Origin of the sequence: Haloarcula sp. CBA1115 (assembly GCF_000827835.1) — an archaeon.
Taxonomy (GTDB): domain Archaea; phylum Halobacteriota; class Halobacteria; order Halobacteriales; family Haloarculaceae; genus Haloarcula; species Haloarcula hispanica.
The window spans coordinates 1,166,866-1,182,005 of record NZ_CP010529.1; the positions used below are offsets into that span (position 1 = coordinate 1,166,866).

The window sequence follows — 15,140 nt, forward strand, 5'->3', positions numbered from 1 at the left end:
GGCTACAGCAAGCCATCGGCCTGTGCCAGCAGGATACCTTCGATGGTCGCGTCGTTAGCCGGTTCGCGCCGGGCGACCTGCAACGCTTCGTCGATGGGCACAGTCGTCACCGAGAGGAACTCGTTGTCGTCGAGGTCCCGGTCGACGGGTTCGAGCCCCTCGGCGAAGACGATGCCACGGCGATGGCGGAGCACGCCGGTCGAACACGAGAACTCTTCGATAAGTGAAACGCCGGCGGCCTCGAAGCCGGTCTCCTCGCGGAGTTCACGCGCACCGGCGGCCGTGTAGGACTCGTCGTCCTCGACGATGCCAGCCGGGAGTTCGAGGCACTGCTCGCGGATGGTCGGGCGGTACTGGTCGACCATGACGAGTTCGTTACCAGTCGTGGCAACCACGACGGCCGCATCCGGCAGTTCGGCCCAGTAGTAGTCCTTCTCGGAGCCGTCGGGCTGGCGAACTCGGTCGTAACCGCCGGTGTACCAGCCGGTCTCGTACTCGCGTTCGCTCTCGACGATTGGCCACTCGTGGGCCGGTTCGCGGGTCATACGTCTTGTCGGACCGCGACGTGGTAAAACGTGCCGTTGTGCCTGACGACGACGCCGTCGTCGGTCACGGCCCCGTCGTACTGCTGGCTGAGTGCGTCGCGTTCGTCAAAGGGCGAGTGAGTGAACGCGCCCTTGAATCCGAGCGGCCCGCGCCAGTACGGTTCGGACTGCCCGGCGGCCGACGGGGAGGCGTCGGAAAGCGCCGCGCTCGTGTACGGGAACCGCCGCTCGGATTGGGTACTCCAGTTGAGCGCCGTGCCGTTGTCGACGCTGTACTCACCGTCGGTCGGCGTGGCGACAGTGTAGTAGGGGTCCCCGCTCTTGAGGAGGCCCGGCAGCGCACCCAGCGCCAGTAGCAGGATGACGACGGCGATGATGCCGAGTAGGGTGTTCCGCGTGACCGGGCGCATCAGACGACCTCGCGGTAGATGCGGCCGAAAGCCTGGCGGCGGAGCGTCCCGACGGCGGCCCGGAGTTCGTCCTGAAACGTCGCCGCGACGGCCTGCTCTGTGAACGGTGCGGCGTGCCAGACGACGTTGTCGACGTTCTCCGCGCCGACCAGCGTCACCTCGCAATCGGTGTCCGCGCGCCACTCCTCGAACTCCGTCATCGAACCGACCTGGACAGCGAGCGATTCCGCGAACAGCACGTCGCGGGCGGTCTCGACGACCTCGCTGGTGACACGTTCTTCGTAGGCCTCCGCGTCGAGGCCCATCGCCTTCACGACTTCCTTGACGACGACCTGCGCCGTCGGCCCGAACGCTTCGTAGCGCTCGCGGGCCTCGGCTGCCGATGCCGGCGCGAACTGCCCTGCAGTTTCCATACGTCCCCTTGCCGCCGGCGGGACTATTCGGTTTCGTCTCCGGACGCGGTCGCATCCGCAGCATCGGCGTCCGAACCGTCGTCCGCCGTACCGCCGTCGTCGCTGTCGCGCAACATCTCCCGTGTCAGGTCCCGAGCCTCGGCCAGCACCTCGCTGTCGTGGTCGCTCAGCGCGTTCGACCCCGGTGGCGGTCCGCGCCCTGGGGGAGGTCACCGTGGCCGTGATCGTGGTCGTGGCTGTGCCCGTCGCCGCTGCGGTCGACGGTGTCCTCGAATACCTGCGGGAACTCGGTCTCCTCGGCGTACTCGACGACCTCGGTGGACAGTTCGTCTTCGCCGAGTTGGCCCCAGTCAGGGACGCGCTCGTCGAGCCACGCCTCGTGGTCGTCGCCGCCGGTCATCGCCGTGAACGCGAGGTGGTTCGCCAGATGCACGTCGTCGGCTTGCGGGTCGTCACACACTGGACAGGCGTATCCCATCGGTGTCCGAACCGTGGATTCGGAGCCGTATATGTAGTCGGGGTCTCGGAGCGGTCGTCGTTTCAGACCGGCGTTCCCGCTCTTCGCCGGGACTGCACTGAGGAGACACAACAGCGGAGTAAGACAGAACGCCTACAGCAGACGGACCATCACGAGCGCGTCCTCGCCGTTGCTGTAGTAGTTCGGGATAGTCTTCCGGTGTTCGAACCCGAAGCGCCGGTAGAGCCGTCGCGCTCCCTCGTTGTCGGCTCGAACCTCCAGTTTTATTGAACCGGCACCCGTCTCGCCGATGACCTCCATCGCACGCCGCAACAGTGCGCTCGCAACGCCCTGTCGCCGGTACGCCGGCCGAACCGCGATGTCTTTGACATGACCAAGCGGGGTACCGTGGTTCGGCACCGTATCCGCGATGACATAGCCTGCGACAGCGGGCGGGTCGCCGTCGTCGTTGCCGGTTTCGGCGACGAGAAACCCCGCTTCGCCGAGATAGCTCTCCAGTGCAGAAAACGGCCATGGCTGTGGAAATGACGCCTGCTCGATACGGTGGATCTCGATGAGATCCGCGCGGACGGCGCGCCGAACCGCTGGCGTATCCGGCGTCTCCGGCCCGTCAGGAGCGACCGTTGTCACATGTGTACTTCGGTGTGGCCCTACATATGTGTTACCGCCGACCGAAGATACCCTGGTATCTGACTGTTTGTCGATAGGTGCTGATAGTTCATGCATCGATAGGGCCGAGACAGAGTTAGAACGCCGGAAGGTTCTTTAGTCTGACGAGTCTACGTGTAGTTGCACCCGTTTTGGGTGCCACCACCCCCACCCCCACCCCTCTTTCCGAACTTTTCCATCGCTGCCGAGTTGTACTAGATGTAGGTTCTGTCAGAGTCGACTGCACACGCCGGGGAAGCGACAGCAGTCACAGAAGGGCACGATGGGTCTGGCACTGTCGCGAGGCAGACTTCGTATATCGCCGTTGACCTAGGACAGACGTGGCACTAGGCCCGATTTCACTGCCGGAAAAGCCGCGGTCGGGGAGCAACCCACTGTCTCACGGCGCTTCGCGCCGTTTGCACAAACCGAGCGTCTTCGCTGTTCCGGCTTCACCGCTCACAAAAAACCGCGGTCGCAAGGCGACCGCGCTACGCTCGGAATCGCTCTGCTCGCGGGACCTGCGGTCCCGCTCCCAATACGAGGTTTCTGCGAAACCTCGCGTGTCTCACGGCGCGACGCGCCGTTCGACCCGTAAGAGACTCCTCACTATGTTCGGAGTCTCTCTAGTCGTCTGCAGGTGCAGCGCCGCCTTCGTCGTGCTGCTGTTTCGTGTGCGAGAGCTTGCCACCGGCGGCGAGGATCTCGCGTTCGCGCTCGGAGGCATCGAGCTGGCCGGTCGCTTCCCAGTCGTCGTTCACGCGGATGGTGAACTCCTCCTGACCGGAGCGGACGGCTTCGGCAGCGTCGTCGACGACCTCGATGTCGTCGCCTTCCTCGATCTTCTCGTAGGTCTCCTCGTCGATGGTGAGCGGGACGATACCGAAGTTGAACAGGTTCGCCTTGTGGATGCGGGCGAAGCTCTGTGCGAGGACGGTCTCGATACCCAGGTACATCGGGCACAGGGCCGCGTGTTCGCGCGAGGAGCCCTGGCCGTAGTTCTCGCCGGCGACGAGCACGCCGCCGTCGGCTTCGAGTGCGCGCTCCGCGAACGTGTCGTCGACGCGCGAGAGCGTGAACTCGGAGAGCTTCGGGACGTTCGACCGGTACATCAGGATGTCCTGCGTGGCCGGGATGATGTGATCCGTCGTGATGTTGTCCTCCATCTTGAGGAGGGCTTCACCGCCGACTTCGGTCTCCAGCGGGTCCTTCAGCGGCACGTCGCCGATGTTCGGGCCCTTGATGAGTTCGTCGTCAACGGCTTGGTCGGGCGCGATGAGATCCGATTCGGAGTTGCCGATGTACTGGTCGGGCATCTCCAGACCGGGGGCCTCGAGGTCGCCGAGTTCGTCGGCGAGGTCCCGCGGGTCGACGATTTCGCCCTTGATGGCCGCCGCGGTGGCGACTTCCGGCGAGCAGAGGTAGACGTTGTCGTCCTCGATACCGGAGCGACCCTCGAAGTTGCGGTTGAAGGTCCGCAGGGAGACGGAGTCGGAGGCCGGGACGTGACCGATGCCGATACAGGCACCACACGTCGCCTCGGAGAAGTTGACGCCAGCGGCCATCATCTCCGCGGTCCAGCCCTCGCGGGCCAGCATCTCGGAGGCCTGCTTGGAGCCGGGGGCGACGATCATCTCGGTCTTCTTGTCGATGTTGCGCCCTTCCAGCATCTTCGCGGCCGGGAGGATGTCCTCGTAAGCGCCGTTCGTACAGGAGCCGATCATGACCTGCTCGACGTCGACGCCCTCGACCTCGGAGACGGGCACGACGTTGTCGGGCATGGACGGCTCGGCGATGAGCGGTTCGAGGTCCGAGAGGTCGACGACGATCTCGTCGGCGTACTCGGCGTCCTCGTCGGGGCCGATGTCCTCGAAGACGTCCTCGCGGCCGAGGCGTTCGAGGTAGTCCTTGGTCTGGTCGTCCGTCGGGAAGATCGAGGAGGTGGCACCGAGTTCGGTCCCCATGTTGGTGATGGTGGTCCGCTCGGGGACGGTCAGCGTCTCGACGCCCGGGCCGGTGTATTCGAGCACCTTGCCGACGCCGCCCTTGACCGACAGTCGGCGGAGCAGCTCCAAGATGACGTCCTTGGCGGTGGCCCATTCGGGCAGCTCGCCTTCGAGGCGGACGTTGACGACTTCCGGCATCTCGATGTAGTACGCGCCGCCACCCATCGCGACGGCGACGTCGAGCCCACCGGATCCGATGGCGAGTTCGCCGAGACCGCCGGGGGTCGGCGTGTGGGAGTCGGACCCGAGCATCGTCTTGCCGGGTGCGGCGAAGTTCTCCTTGTGGACGTTGTGGCAGATACCGTTACCGGGGCGCGAGAAGTGGGCCCCGAACGTGCCTGCCGCAGAGCGGAGGAAGCGGTGGTCGTCGGTGTTCTTGAAGTCGAACTGGTAGGTCTGGTGGTCACAGTACTGGGCGGCCAGTTCCGTCTGGACCTCTTCGAGGCCCAGCGCTTCGAACTGCAGCCAGACGAGCGTCCCGGTCGTGTCCTGTGTCAGCACCTGATCGATCTCGATACCGATCTCTTCTCCGGGTGTTAGCTCCCCTTCGACGAGATGGTCGTCGAGAATTTTTTCCGTAAGCGTCTGTCCCATAACGTGCGTCAATGGATGGCGCGGCGGTATAAATCCCGCGTATTCCGTCGTATTTTTCATATAAAAACCCGCTCCGTCCGTCGCTCAGAAGCGAGTCAACCGACCGGAACGGCGGTCGGCCAGATCGGCAGGTCTTTCCACGACACTCGCACAGAATCGCGTATGTTCAAAAGCGGGCGGTTCGTCGCCGATTCCCTCGGCGACCTGAGAGAATCACAGGTACAACCGAACGGCGTCGACCTCACGCTCGGTGCGATCTACGAGCAGAGCGAGCCGGGACGCATCGAACGCGGCGGCAAGACCGTCGGCGACCGTCGGGAACTCGAACCCAGCGACGGGATCTATCAGCTCGACCGCGGCGGCTACATCGTCGAGTACGCCGACCGGGTCGTCATTCCGGATGGACACATCGGCTTTCTCCTCCCGCGGTCGTCGTTGCTCCGTAATTCGTGTATGCTCGATACGGCCGTCTGGGACGCCGGCTACGAGGGGCGAGGTGAGGGGTTACTGGAGGTCCACCATCCCATAGAACTCGAACAGGGCGCGCGGATCGCACAGCTCGTTCTCGCCGACGCCGCTCACGAGGGGACGTACGAGGGGTCGTATCAGGGTGAGAATCTCTGATGCGTGATCGCGGTCCGAAACACGTCTCATAGCCTGAGACATGGTAGGCCATGCTGTGAATTTAAGTGGATTTCCTGAGTGCTATCGATTGGTGCTTGAAGCAACTATACCTCGGTCCATACTGCCGTCAGCCTTCAGTACCCGGAAATTACACAAGCACCGTTTTCAGGTACGACAACTGTCTGACCGGGGTTTATCACCGTTGCTGCGTGACAGTGAGACATGATAGTAGAATTTCACATCGATGCCCCCCTCTTGCAGCGAACAGCTGAAACGCTGAGTAAAGCAGCGATACGGATACAGCGACTTCACTGCGAGAGTGGCGACTGCCGTGCCGTCGCCTGGATTGGCCCCGTCGAGCGGCCCGCCATCGAAGCGAATCTGGCCCAGGACGAGAGTATCACCGACTATGCCCACGTAGCGGCAGAAGGAGATGGTCACTGGTACACCCTGCATACAACTGACACGATAATCGATACGATCGGAGAAGCGTTGTTGAACGCGGACGGGTTCCTACTCGGTGCCGCACAGACCGGCGACGACTGGGTGTTTCGAGCCCGGTTCCCCGAGAAGAGTTCGGTGCTGTCGTTCCGTGACGTGCTCGTGTCCAGTGATATCAACATCGACATTCAGACCATCACCGACGACACGGAAGCCTCTCCCCAGTTCGGCGTGACGGATCCACAGCAAGAAGTACTGTTGCTCGCGCTCAACCGTGGCTACTTCACCGTCCCGCGAGAATCGTCCCTCTCGGACCTCGCCGCGGAGCTCGGGATCTCCAGTCAGGCCGCCTCGGAGCGACTCCGTCGCGGGACGCGAACGCTGGTACAGAACACGCTGGCGGCCCCTGAACGGCCGCTTGTCGGCTCACCGCCCGAGTAACCCACGGACGGCTTCCGGTTGGTGGAAAGCGAAGATGGTGGAACGCCGGCCCTCCGTGAGCAGCCGGTCTGGGGGCGACATATTGCCGAATAGCTGCGTGCTGTGTTGTCTGGGCTGACAGTGTGCGGATACGGGCCGTCTGATGCGTCATCGGCCCACCGGTTATTTCAGACAGTGAAATAGCTCGTCCGCTGTTATAAGAGACGGGAGCGTACACTGGAGTATGAGCTCGAACGAGGGGACCGTGTATATGCTGCGGAACCGGGCCACGGAGGGGTCCGACGACTGGGTCAGCCCCGAACCCGCAGGTGATGTTATTGCCGATGCGGTGATCGAAGCGACAGATCTAGATGCGGACGATATTGACGGACTGGATACGTACGTCGACATCGAGTCACTCCGTGCGGTCGTCACAGAGAGGACGACGGAGTCGCTCACGTTCGGTGTCGAAGGACACGACGTGACGATTACCGCTGACGGAGAGGTTTCTGTCGACAGTTGAGTCGGTGCTATGTCCAAATGACATAAGACGATGGCCCGAGAGCCCCAGATATGACCCGCGTCGCACTCATCGCACACGACGACGAGAAGCCCGAGATGATCGACCTGGCACAGAGTTACGAAGCCACGCTGTCGGAGTTCGACCTAGTCGGGACCGGTACGACGAGCAAGCGCATCATGGCAGAGACCGATCTCACCGTCGAACGAAAGGAGAGCGGGCCGATGGGAGGCGACACGCAGATCGGCGCTGAGGTCGCCGAGGGCCGGATGGACGGCATCGTCTTCCTCCGGGACCCGCTGACGGCACAGCCCCACGAGCCGGACATTTCGGCCCTCCTGCGTATCTGTGACGTCCACGACGTACCGCTGGCGACGACGCGGACCTCAGCGGAGTACATCCTCGAAGGGCTGGTTCGAGACGAAGCCGACGACTAGCCCGTCGGAGCGGGAGACAACCGCCTGCAATCTACTTACTCAGCGTACGTCGGCCGTTCCGCGTACTCGATGGGGTCACGTTCGCCGATTCGCTGGAACGCTTCGAGCCGGAAGGCACAGGCGTCACACGTCCCACAGGCCGGTTCGTCGTCCCGGTAGCAACTCCAGGTGTCCTCGTAGGGGACGCCGAGTTCGACGCCGCGCTCGGCGATGTCGGTCTTGGACCACTCGACGAAGGGTGCGACGAGGTCGATGTCGGTGTCGGGTTTCGTGCCGGCGTCGATAACGCTCTGAAAGGCGTCGAAGAAAGCGGGTCGGCAGTCCGGGTACCCCGAGAAGTCCTCGCTGTGTGCGCCGATGAAGACGGCCCCGCAGTCGTTAGCCTCGGCGTAGGAGACTGCCATCGACAGCAGATTGGCGTTGCGGAACGGGACGTACGAGGTCGGAATCTCGTCGCTGTCGGTGTCGGCGTCCGCCACGTCCATCGAATCGTCGGTCAGCGACGACGCGCCTATCTGGGTAAGGTGGCCGGTCTCGACGTGGAGGAAGTCCGCCGCGTCGACGTGGTCGGCCAGCGCGCTGGCGCAGTCGTACTCCCGGTCTTCGGTGTTTTGCCCGTAGCTGGTGTGCAGCAGGTACAGGTGGTCGTAGCCGCGTGTCTGTGCTTCGTAGGCCGCCGTGGCGCTGTCCATGCCGCCGGAGGCGAGCACGACAGCGCGGGTATCGTCGGTCATCGTTGTACGTGGTGTCGCAAGCAGTTACGTTCCCGGTGCGTCGTTCCAGAGGTCGACGTGGAGTCGCGGTGTGTACCGGTAGCCGAACTCCAGCGCGAGGTCCGCGACCGTTTCCCGGGTCGCTTCGAGTTGGTCGCGCGTCTGGCCTTCCGGCATCAGCAACACGTCGTCGTCACGAACGCAGGTAGACGCGGCGTCGCGGAGTCGCTCGACGAGGCGCTCGATTTCGGCCATGTCCTCGCGGCCCGTGACGACGAACTTGAGTTGCGTGTCGTAGGTTTCGACGAGTTCGGCCAGCGTCGGCACATCGAGCCGGCGCTCCTCGTGGCGGTCCGCCCACTCGCCGTCACCGTCGGGGTCGCGGTCGGCCGTCGGCGTGCTGGAGGCCAGTTTCGGGCTGACACTGGCGAGGTCGATAGGGGCGTCCGGGACGACGGTCCCGTTGGTCTCGACCGTCGTGTGATACCCCCGGTCGGCCAGCCGCGCCAGCAAGTCCTCGCTCGAATCGTGAATGAGCGGTTCGCCGCCGGTCAGGACGACGTGGTTGGCGTCGTACTCCTCGATAGCCGCGAGCACGTCGTCGACGGCGAACCAGTCATGGGTCGGCTCCCACGAGGTGTGATAGGAGTCACAGAACCAGCACCGCAGGTTACAGCCGCTGGTCCGGACGAACACGCTCGGGACGCCCGCCAGTCGGCCCTCGCCCTGAAGGGACTGGAACAGTTCGTTGATAGGGAGGTCGCCCGTCTCCGCGTCGGCGTCGGTCCCCTCGATATCGACCCCGGGCGCGTCGTTTGCGACCGGCATCAGCGGGTACAGAGTTCGCTGGTCTCCCGAACGGAGACAGCCACGTCCGACACCGTCTCCGGGAGGCGGTCGGCGAGTCGCTGCTCCAGTATCGTCGCCATGACTTCGGCTGTCGGCGGGTGGTCGAGGACGACCACAGCGTCGCCGTCGCCGCTGGCGTCGAAGGCCTCGACCAGTGGGTCGCCGGCCTCCAATAGGAAGCGGTGGTCCCACTCGTCGACCACGTCCGTGACCTCACCCTTGTCGACGACCCACCCCTCGTCGGTGAGTTCGCCGGTGACGCGGACAGTTATCTCGTAGTTGTGTCCGTGTGGGCGCGAACATTTCCCGTCGTGGTGTCGGAGTCGATGGCCCGCAGAGATCCGGATCGGCCGGTCACCGCCGACGACGAGTTCGCGTTCGCCCGCGTCGGCGAGCGTGTCCTCGGCCTTCGATAGTCGCTGAGACATACCACGGTATTATCATTCGGTGTCTTAACTCTCACGGGAGCTGGCCCACCAATGTCTCGATACTACGGAGCCAACAGTAGTTTGATGACCGGTATCAGCAGTCGTCGACGGCCGCAAGTCGTCGGTTCATCGCTCGTAGATACTCGGCGGCAGCATCGGGATGGTCGTTATCTAGCGCGGTGTTCACTTGCTCGCAGCCGTGCAACAACCGCGACCGCAGATCACACTCCGGCAGTTTGTTCCGGCTGACCGTCTCAGCCGTCGCAACTGTCTGTCGGGCCGTATCGAACTCCGCCGCGATAATCGCTGTTTCGCCCTCTTCAGCGAGTTGTGTCAGCACCGCATGGACGTCGCTGGGCAGGTCTCTGGGCACATCCGCGGTTAGTTATGCACAGTCATAACGCTCGTGTTAGTTGTACAGCGATGGGCGGCGGCCCGTATCGCGAACGACTATCGGCAGCGGACATCGGCGTAAGGGATAGGTCGCTGCAGCCCACAGAGTCGGGTGTGACACGACGTGCCGTCGAACGGGAGTTCGAACGTTACCTCTCGCAGTTCGTCGACGAGACGTACGCGGCCTTCGACGTGGCAGCCGTGCTACGCGGGTCAAACGGGAGCGGAAGCCGCGTTGCGGGCAAACTGCTGAACAACAGCCGCCCGCTGGAGCGCCACGTCGTCCGGCCGAAACTCCAGTCCTACCAGCAACAGATACTCGCCCAACTGGAGCCCGTACTGGATTACGCCGCCACTGACGCGGCGTTCGATACCTATGCTGACGAAGTGCTGGCCCGTGATATCTACTGGAACGCACTTCGAGACACCGTCCATGGCGACCGCCGGGACCGGATTCGAGAGAGCCTGCTGGCCCGCCAGCAGTCGTTCGGGGACGACCTCGCACCGCTTGTCGCCGCCGACAGCGACGACTTCTGGACGGCTGTCACCGACGCATATGATCAGGACAGGGCGACGGACATCGTCCAGACCCATTTCGAGTTCTCCGTCCCACTGCGGGAGAATCAGAACGCCTTCGCCTTCGAACTCACCATCGACCCCGGTGAGGTGCTGGGCGGTCTGGCACGAGCCCTCCCTACGCTCGACGTCGAGTTCACCGACGAGGCGTTGCGGTCGATGCGACGGGCTGAACAGCAGGTCATTCCGTCGGCGAAGGCTGACGTAGAACAGGCCTACGAGTCATAGACCGGCTCCGCCGCTGGGTGTCGCCTTGCATCGCGCTCGCTACTGACTGGTGTTCCTCAGAGGAATAGTCCGAAAGTGGACACGACGGCCGTCTTGGCACATGGACGGCCGTTGTGTCAGGTATTGGTGTTGGTGTTGACTGACGACGGCAGGGATGGTTTACTCACGTCGACTCGGCCTCGGACTCCGCGAGACCGATAAGCATGGGAGCTTGGCAGCGAACGCCGGTGACGGCGTTCACATACGGCTACAGTACGTAGACCAATCAACCTGCCATCGATTTCCAGGTACCCATATGGTAAATAACCTACGAAATATGTTACTTCTATACTGAGTAAATCATTATATCCAATCGTCAGCGACCAGAGAACCGGAACACTGGAGGAGGCGAAAATGCTAGAAATCTGGTAGTTCTTTCGCACAGGTGGCGGGAGTCGAACGCGGCAGTGAAGTGACTGGCGTCGCGTCAGTCGTCGAAGGGCCAGTCACCTGTAATCCGCATCCCTTCGGCGAGGTTCTGGGCTTCGAGCGCATCGGCTATCTCTGCGGGGTCTTTGTGAGCAGATCGCACTGAGTCGTCTGCAAGTGTCACGGCGAGTTCGGTCAGGAGGACGGCCTGCTCGCGGAACGTCCGGGGCTCCAGTTTGTCCAGCGTATCGGCGTGGGTGTGGCCCCAGCCACGCCCCTCACCGCCGGTTTCGCTGGTCACATGATAGCCGGGGACGCCCCGGCGTACGAACGGCCAGTGGTCGCTGTGGGGGCCTTGCTCCGGCGTGAGCGAGATTGGGTGATCGAAGCGGTCGGCCACGTCCTCGGCGGCGGCCGCGAGTGCGTCGAAGCCGTGGGTGTAACACTTCAGCGTGCGGCCCTGGACGACGCCGTCGAAGTTGAGCACGGCCGTCACGTCGTCGGGAGCAGTTTCGTCGGCGAGGCGGTTCGACCCCACGAGGCCGACCTCCTCGGCACCGAAGGCGACGAACTCCACGCGTGTCTCCAGTTCGTCTTCGCGGCCGGCCAGCGCGCGGGCGGCCTCGACGACCATCGCCGTTCCGGCCCCGTTGTCCATCGCCCCCTCCGCGATGTCGTGAGCGTCGACGTGGCTGGTCACCAGCAGTCGTTCGTCGGTGTCCGGTCCCAGTTCGGCGTGGACGTTCTGGCTCGTCGCGTCGGGCGTCCCGCAGTCGACGCTGACAGTGATATCGTCGCCCGCGTAGCGACGCGACAGTCGCGCGCCCGTCTCGCTGGCGACGCCGATAGCCGGAATCTCGCCGATAGGTGCGTCTGCTGTCCCGACGCTTCCGGTCGGCGGCAGGACGCCCTCGACGTGGTTGCGGTAAACGAATCCGACTGCGCCGGCCTCGACGGCGTGATAGTACTTTTCCCGGCGGTGGATGTACCGGTCGTACCAGTCGGGCACGTCAGAGCGGGCCATCACTATCTGGCCCTCGCAGTCGGCGTCTTCGAACTCCTCCGGGAGGCCGTGCCCAACGTCGACCAGTTCGCCGGTCACCTCGCCGGCCGGCGACCGCGGCAGGGCGATACACTCGTGGGCCTGTGTTGCGACCGGTGACCCGTCAACGTGGACGGCGCTGTCGCCCCGTTCCCAGCCCTGGATTGCGAACTCCGAGAGCCGAGCGTCGCGGGCGTACGCCGCCAGCGCGTCCCGAGTCGCTTCTGCGGCCGCCCGTTCGCCGTCGCTGCCTGCCATCCGGTTCCCGATGTCGACCAGCGTCTCCAAGTGATCCCAGCCGGCCGTGCTGGTGAACGTCTCGCCGATCCAGTCAGTGTCGTCCATACGTCCCGGTGGGGCCGTGCCGGGTTTGAAATTAGGGGTCGTCGGGCGGCCGACGAAGCAATTACGAAGGGGCGAGCGGGCCGTACCGGCTGGCGAACCCGTATCCCAGAACTGCGACTGCAGTGATGGCGAGTCCGAAGAAGAGCAGCGAGAAAAGGAGGTCGAGCGGCGTGACGGCTATGACCGGCCGGTCCAACAGGCGGTAGAACGCCGAAAGGAGCCCGCTACCGAGGACACTCGCGGCGAGAAACCCGCCGAAACTGGCGAGACCGACGGCGGAGGCGGCGGCGGTGCAGTACCGCTGGGACAGGTCGCGCCGCCTGGCGTCGGCGTACACCAGCGCGGTGACGGACGGCGACACGAACAGGGCGACAACAACCGGGAGGAAGGTCATATCTGGGAGATGGCTGGAGAGGATACATAAAATCGGCTCCCGATAGCTGGCCGGTCAGCGGTCCGGTGCGCCGTTGTCCGGGGCACGGCATCGATGACAGCGCCGTCGCGGACGTGCCGGCGGCCATGGAAGCCGAAACCGGCTGCACCGAACCGGAGGCAGGGTTCGGACCGTCGCGGGGTACGCTTTTGCCGATTCCGTCCGACTACCCGGGTATGTCCGCCACACTGCGCGAAGCGGTCGCCGAGCCGGTCCGGGACGCCGTGCCGTTCCTGGTCATCACCGTCCTGTGGGTCGTCGTGATGATCGTCCTCTATGGCCTGTTTCTCCTGACCAAGCCTGGCGACATCACCTACGACGCCTGGGTCCACGCGACAGTGTTCGTCATTCCAGCTATCGGGTTTCTGGGACAAATCCTCCAGCAAGCGCTGTCGGGCTGAGCGGAATCGGTGCCGGTCACTTCCAGGGGTTCGGCACCAGTTCGGCCTGTACCGTCGCGCCGACGGCGAGGTGCGCGTCGGTCGTCGGCTCGGCGACACAGAGCAGGACGTAGCCGTCCGCCAGATGCTGCTCTTTGAGCGCCCGCGGCGGGCGGTGATGGACCACGTCGCCGGACAGCAGGCGAGCGGTACAGGTCCCGCACGCTCCGGTTCGACAGCCGAACGGCAGCCCGATATCCGCGGCCTCCGCGGCGTCGAGTATCGTTTCGCCGTCTGGCACCGAAACCGTCTCCGTCCGGTCGCTGTCCCGCCAGTCCAGCAGGACCTCGGTCATCGGCCGCCCAGTCGCATCGTCCTCATTGCCACACGTCGCTGGTACAGTCGCCGTCGGGCCACCGGATCTCGTGAGCACGAGCAGGACCTTCGGGCAGGTCGCCGAAGTCCACGAGGAAGTCCCGGTCCAGCGACATCGTCCCCGTCCGCGGGTCCACGTCGGCTTTGAGCATCACCGACCCCTGCTCGGCCTCCTCGGGGAAGAACTGGTTGTCCCACGACGAAAACAGTGAGGTCGTCCAGTACAGCCGCTCGCCGTCGAGCGAGAGCTGGAGCATCTGCGGCCCGGCGACAATATCGCGACCCTGGACCTGCTCGATGTCGCCGAAGTAGCCGCCGATAGAGATGGAATCGGCTTTTCGGGGGTTCGACGGGTCCGAGATGTCGTACATCCACACCTCGCCGTGGAGCCAGTTCGACCCGAAGAGGTAGCGGTCGTCCATCGAGATGAGGATGTCCGTCACCAGTGCCGGGACCGGCATGTCCCACCCCTCGTGTTCGCGGTCGTCGAACTCGATGACCGGCTCGGCGTGATATTCGCCATCCGATTCATGGAAATGGATGATATTCGAGGATAGCGCCGCGCCGACGTAGCCGTGCGTGCTCTCGGGCGTGTGCAGGAAGCGGGCCTCTAGCGGAATCAGGCCGTCCTCGCCGAGGTCGATGGTCTGCTCGACGGTGCCGGCCTCCCAGTCCCAGAAGTTGAGCCGCTGGCCGTACTTGCCGTCCTCGACATCGTCCAGGTCGAAGCCGGGGTAGTACGTCTTCGGGGCCGCCCACTCCGTCGACAGCATCACGTTCTGGCGGGGCTGGTACCAGTAGTCGTAGTTCATCTCGATCTCGCCGGGCGGGTCCCATCGGCCCTGCACCTCGAAGTCGTCGTTCAGTTCCAGAAAGCCGCCAGGGAGGTCGCCGTCGGCATCGCCGAGCATGGAAATGAGAATCTCACCGTCGGGGATGCAGTGGACGGTGTGGGGCGCGGAGAGGTCGTGGTCGTACACCGCCTCCGGTTCGATGACTTTCGTCAGTTCGGGGTCGCGGCGCTCCTTCGTGTCGACGATGTGGATGCGCGAGGAGCGCTGGCCGGGAATGACGAGGTGTCGGCGCTCCAACCCCTCCATGTGGCACGACGACGAGCAGGCGTTCCACCCGAAGTGGTGGAGTTCGTCGCCCTTGTTCGGCATCTGGACCCGGTTGATGATTTCACTGTACGTGTCTGAGTCGGGGTCTACGTCGACGACGGCCAGGAAGTCCGGCGCGTCGACGTCCTGGCCGACGTGCAGCCCCATCACGTAGGCGGTCCGTTCGCGCTCGGCCTCCTCAATGGCCGCCTGCGGGGTGGCATAGCCCGGCCCCTCGTGGTCGTGATGCTCGTGATGGTCGTGTGTCTCGCTCTCTGACGGCTGTTCGGCGTCACTCATGCATGTTAGTTACATACACATTACATTTTAGCAA

General features: G+C 64.1%; 19 protein-coding genes and 1 pseudogene. 6 read left to right on the plus strand and 14 right to left on the minus strand.

Annotated features, from left to right (window positions below; all coding sequences use genetic code 11):
* Positions 1 to 2: 2 nt before the first annotated feature.
* The 6 genes and pseudogenes from SG26_RS05675 to SG26_RS05700 form a co-directional block, all read right to left on the minus strand.
* Entirely contained in the window at positions 3 to 545 is a 543-nt protein-coding gene (locus SG26_RS05675; RefSeq protein ID WP_050037080.1) for an NUDIX hydrolase, read from the minus strand.
* On the minus strand, positions 542 to 955 hold the full coding sequence (locus tag SG26_RS05680) for a hypothetical protein (RefSeq protein WP_050037081.1): 414 nt from the start codon (positions 953 to 955) through the stop codon (positions 542 to 544). Before SG26_RS05680 ends, SG26_RS05675 begins: the two co-directional genes overlap by 4 nt.
* Positions 955 to 1,368, minus strand: coding sequence for a DUF5809 family protein (locus SG26_RS05685; RefSeq protein ID WP_050037082.1), 414 nt, complete (start codon positions 1,366 to 1,368; stop codon positions 955 to 957). The genes SG26_RS05680 and SG26_RS05685 overlap by 1 nt, the downstream gene beginning before the upstream one ends.
* 23 nt (positions 1,369 to 1,391) lie before the next feature.
* Positions 1,392 to 1,846: pseudogene (locus SG26_RS05690) on the minus strand (DUF5810 domain-containing protein).
* Positions 1,847 to 1,978: 132 nt separating this feature from the next.
* On the minus strand, positions 1,979 to 2,476 hold the full coding sequence (gene rimI, locus SG26_RS05695; RefSeq protein ID WP_014041310.1) for a ribosomal protein S18-alanine N-acetyltransferase: 498 nt from the start codon (positions 2,474 to 2,476) through the stop codon (positions 1,979 to 1,981).
* Positions 2,477 to 3,120: 644 nt separating this feature from the next.
* Entirely contained in the window at positions 3,121 to 5,094 is a 1,974-nt protein-coding gene (locus tag SG26_RS05700; protein ID WP_014041311.1) for an aconitate hydratase, read from the minus strand.
* Between the two features lie 15 nt (positions 5,095 to 5,109).
* Here SG26_RS05700 and SG26_RS05705 point away from each other — a divergent pair, with 15 nt between their 5' ends.
* The 4 genes from SG26_RS05705 to SG26_RS05720 all read left to right on the plus strand — a co-directional run bounded on the left by SG26_RS05705 (position 5,110) and on the right by SG26_RS05720 (position 7,536).
* The gene (locus SG26_RS05705; RefSeq protein ID WP_079891625.1) at positions 5,110 to 5,718 is read left to right on the plus strand and encodes a deoxyuridine 5'-triphosphate nucleotidohydrolase; all 609 of its coding nucleotides are present in this window, start codon (positions 5,110 to 5,112) and stop codon (positions 5,716 to 5,718) included.
* Positions 5,719 to 5,940: 222 nt separating this feature from the next.
* Positions 5,941 to 6,600 carry a helix-turn-helix domain-containing protein gene (locus tag SG26_RS05710; protein ID WP_005537411.1) on the plus strand — a complete coding sequence of 220 codons (660 nt, stop codon included), beginning with the start codon at positions 5,941 to 5,943 and terminating at the stop codon, positions 6,598 to 6,600.
* Positions 6,601 to 6,823: 223 nt separating this feature from the next.
* Complete coding sequence (locus SG26_RS05715; protein WP_014041313.1) at positions 6,824 to 7,102, plus strand: HalOD1 output domain-containing protein; 279 nt, start codon at positions 6,824 to 6,826, stop codon at positions 7,100 to 7,102.
* A gap of 50 nt (positions 7,103 to 7,152) precedes the next feature.
* The gene (locus tag SG26_RS05720; RefSeq protein WP_050007260.1) at positions 7,153 to 7,536 is read left to right on the plus strand and encodes a methylglyoxal synthase; all 384 of its coding nucleotides are present in this window, start codon (positions 7,153 to 7,155) and stop codon (positions 7,534 to 7,536) included.
* A gap of 35 nt (positions 7,537 to 7,571) precedes the next feature.
* On the opposite strand, the gene queC is transcribed toward SG26_RS05720, so the two are convergent.
* The 4 genes from queC to SG26_RS05740 form a co-directional block, all read right to left on the minus strand.
* Positions 7,572 to 8,270: a 7-cyano-7-deazaguanine synthase QueC gene (queC, locus tag SG26_RS05725; RefSeq protein ID WP_014041315.1), complete on the minus strand. Its 699-nt coding sequence runs from the start codon at positions 8,268 to 8,270 to the stop codon at positions 7,572 to 7,574.
* A 24-nt stretch (positions 8,271 to 8,294) separates the two neighbouring features.
* The gene (locus SG26_RS05730; RefSeq protein WP_050037083.1) at positions 8,295 to 9,077 is read right to left on the minus strand and encodes a 7-carboxy-7-deazaguanine synthase QueE; all 783 of its coding nucleotides are present in this window, start codon (positions 9,075 to 9,077) and stop codon (positions 8,295 to 8,297) included.
* On the minus strand, positions 9,077 to 9,526 hold the full coding sequence (locus SG26_RS05735) for a 6-pyruvoyl tetrahydropterin synthase family protein (RefSeq protein WP_050037084.1): 450 nt from the start codon (positions 9,524 to 9,526) through the stop codon (positions 9,077 to 9,079). The genes SG26_RS05730 and SG26_RS05735 overlap by 1 nt, the downstream gene beginning before the upstream one ends.
* 94 nt (positions 9,527 to 9,620) lie before the next feature.
* Positions 9,621 to 9,899: a hypothetical protein gene (locus SG26_RS05740; protein WP_014041318.1), complete on the minus strand. Its 279-nt coding sequence runs from the start codon at positions 9,897 to 9,899 to the stop codon at positions 9,621 to 9,623.
* A gap of 134 nt (positions 9,900 to 10,033) precedes the next feature.
* Between SG26_RS05740 and SG26_RS05745 the strand changes: the two genes are divergently transcribed.
* Positions 10,034 to 10,723 carry a hypothetical protein gene (locus SG26_RS05745; protein WP_050038248.1) on the plus strand — a complete coding sequence of 230 codons (690 nt, stop codon included), beginning with the start codon at positions 10,034 to 10,036 and terminating at the stop codon, positions 10,721 to 10,723.
* Positions 10,724 to 11,189: 466 nt separating this feature from the next.
* Here the strand turns inward: SG26_RS05745 and SG26_RS05750 are convergent, their stop codons facing one another.
* Positions 11,190 to 12,518 (minus strand): M28 family peptidase, encoded by a 1,329-nt coding sequence (locus SG26_RS05750; RefSeq protein ID WP_050037085.1) that lies wholly within the window; start codon positions 12,516 to 12,518, stop codon positions 11,190 to 11,192.
* Positions 12,519 to 12,579: 61 nt separating this feature from the next.
* A complete protein-coding gene (locus SG26_RS05755; protein WP_014041321.1) occupies positions 12,580 to 12,912 on the minus strand; it encodes a hypothetical protein in 333 nt (110 codons plus the stop codon).
* A gap of 215 nt (positions 12,913 to 13,127) precedes the next feature.
* Between SG26_RS05755 and SG26_RS05760 the strand changes: the two genes are divergently transcribed.
* Complete coding sequence (locus SG26_RS05760) at positions 13,128 to 13,352, plus strand: hypothetical protein (RefSeq protein ID WP_050007275.1); 225 nt, start codon at positions 13,128 to 13,130, stop codon at positions 13,350 to 13,352.
* Between the two features lie 16 nt (positions 13,353 to 13,368).
* Here SG26_RS05760 and SG26_RS05765 read toward each other — a convergent pair whose 3' ends face one another.
* Positions 13,369 to 13,686 (minus strand): 2Fe-2S iron-sulfur cluster-binding protein, encoded by a 318-nt coding sequence (locus SG26_RS05765; protein WP_014041323.1) that lies wholly within the window; start codon positions 13,684 to 13,686, stop codon positions 13,369 to 13,371.
* 22 nt (positions 13,687 to 13,708) lie between these two features.
* A complete protein-coding gene (locus SG26_RS05770) occupies positions 13,709 to 15,106 on the minus strand; it encodes a selenium-binding family protein (protein WP_050037086.1) in 1,398 nt (465 codons plus the stop codon).
* Between the last annotated feature and the right edge of the window lie 34 nt (positions 15,107 to 15,140).

What these genes read in the sequence shown, in the direction of transcription:
- SG26_RS05735 (WP_050037084.1), bottom strand. Translation starts at nt 9,526, where the DNA reads ATGTCTCAGCGACTATCGAAGGCCGAGGACACGCTCGCCGACGCGGGC.
- SG26_RS05760 (WP_050007275.1), top strand. Translation starts at nt 13,128, where the DNA reads ATGTCCGCCACACTGCGCGAAGCGGTCGCCGAGCCGGTCCGGGACGCC.
- SG26_RS05675 (WP_050037080.1), bottom strand. Translation starts at nt 545, where the DNA reads ATGACCCGCGAACCGGCCCACGAGTGGCCAATCGTCGAGAGCGAACGC.
- SG26_RS05680 (WP_050037081.1), bottom strand. Translation starts at nt 955, where the DNA reads ATGCGCCCGGTCACGCGGAACACCCTACTCGGCATCATCGCCGTCGTC.
- SG26_RS05700 (WP_014041311.1), bottom strand. Translation starts at nt 5,094, where the DNA reads ATGGGACAGACGCTTACGGAAAAAATTCTCGACGACCATCTCGTCGAA.
- SG26_RS05755 (WP_014041321.1), bottom strand. Translation starts at nt 12,912, where the DNA reads ATGACCTTCCTCCCGGTTGTTGTCGCCCTGTTCGTGTCGCCGTCCGTC.
- SG26_RS05730 (WP_050037083.1), bottom strand. Translation starts at nt 9,077, where the DNA reads ATGCCGGTCGCAAACGACGCGCCCGGGGTCGATATCGAGGGGACCGAC.
- SG26_RS05705 (WP_079891625.1), top strand. Translation starts at nt 5,110, where the DNA reads ATGGCGCGGCGGTATAAATCCCGCGTATTCCGTCGTATTTTTCATATA.
- queC (WP_014041315.1), bottom strand. Translation starts at nt 8,270, where the DNA reads ATGACCGACGATACCCGCGCTGTCGTGCTCGCCTCCGGCGGCATGGAC.
- SG26_RS05765 (WP_014041323.1), bottom strand. Translation starts at nt 13,686, where the DNA reads ATGACCGAGGTCCTGCTGGACTGGCGGGACAGCGACCGGACGGAGACG.
- SG26_RS05750 (WP_050037085.1), bottom strand. Translation starts at nt 12,518, where the DNA reads ATGGACGACACTGACTGGATCGGCGAGACGTTCACCAGCACGGCCGGC.
- SG26_RS05715 (WP_014041313.1), top strand. Translation starts at nt 6,824, where the DNA reads ATGAGCTCGAACGAGGGGACCGTGTATATGCTGCGGAACCGGGCCACG.
- SG26_RS05685 (WP_050037082.1), bottom strand. Translation starts at nt 1,368, where the DNA reads ATGGAAACTGCAGGGCAGTTCGCGCCGGCATCGGCAGCCGAGGCCCGC.
- SG26_RS05720 (WP_050007260.1), top strand. Translation starts at nt 7,153, where the DNA reads ATGACCCGCGTCGCACTCATCGCACACGACGACGAGAAGCCCGAGATG.
- SG26_RS05770 (WP_050037086.1), bottom strand. Translation starts at nt 15,106, where the DNA reads ATGAGTGACGCCGAACAGCCGTCAGAGAGCGAGACACACGACCATCAC.
- SG26_RS05710 (WP_005537411.1), top strand. Translation starts at nt 5,941, where the DNA reads ATGATAGTAGAATTTCACATCGATGCCCCCCTCTTGCAGCGAACAGCT.